The 839-nt window shown below is 47.1% G+C and carries 2 pseudogenes; both read left to right on the forward strand.

What is annotated here, in order from left to right:
* Positions 1 to 205 (forward strand): annotated as a pseudogene (locus A3766_RS03495) (carbamoyl-phosphate synthase small subunit); the annotation flags it as partial.
* A gap of 110 nt (positions 206 to 315) precedes the next feature.
* A pseudogene (gene carB / locus A3766_RS03500) lies at positions 316 to 839 on the forward strand (carbamoyl phosphate synthase large subunit); the annotation flags it as partial.

The raw sequence follows: 839 nt of genomic DNA on the forward strand, positions 1-839 counted from the left end.
CGGTTTTGCAGTGGACGAGAGTTCACTACCAGATTGTCTAAAAGCAACACATAAGTCTCTATTTGATGGTTCCTTACAAGGTATTGAACGCACGGATACTCCAGCGTTTAGTTTCCAGGGCCATCCCGAAGCGAGCCCGGGCCCGCATGATGTCGCGCCTTTGTTTGACCGCTTCATCGATACGATGAGAGCTCGTGCTAAGTAATTAGTACTGTTGTTTAGTCAGCAAAATACTTGCTGAAAGTGAACCTATTTTGTTGTGAGTGAGCACCTTAGCTATTTACAACCTAACTCTTAGAGAACGGAAAGAATTAAATGCCAAAGCGTACCGACATAAAGAGTATTCTAATACTAGGCGCCGGCCCTATCGTCATCGGGCAGGCCTGTGAGTTTGACTATTCAGGTGCTCAAGCGTGTAAAGCGCTTCGCGAAGAGGGTTATCGAGTTATCTTGGTTAACTCTAACCCGGCAACCATTATGACTGATCCTGCAATGGCCGATGCGACTTATATCGAGCCGATTACCTGGCAGACAGTTGAAAAGATTATCGAGAAAGAGCGCCCTGACGTGTTGTTGCCAACAATGGGTGGTCAGACTGCATTGAACTGTGCATTGGACCTAGAGCGCGAAGGTGTGCTTGATAAGTACAACGTTGAAATGGTTGGAGCGAATGCTGATACCATCGACAAAGCGGAAGATCGTGAGCGCTTTGATAAAGCAATGAAGGCAATCGGCCTTGAAACACCGCGTTCTGCGATTGCTCATAGCATGGAAGAAGCGCTTCAGGTGCAAGACTCTTTAGGCTTCCCTTGTATTATTCGACCTTCTTTCACCATGGG

It is taken from the genome of Oleiphilus sp. HI0132, assembly GCF_001635845.1.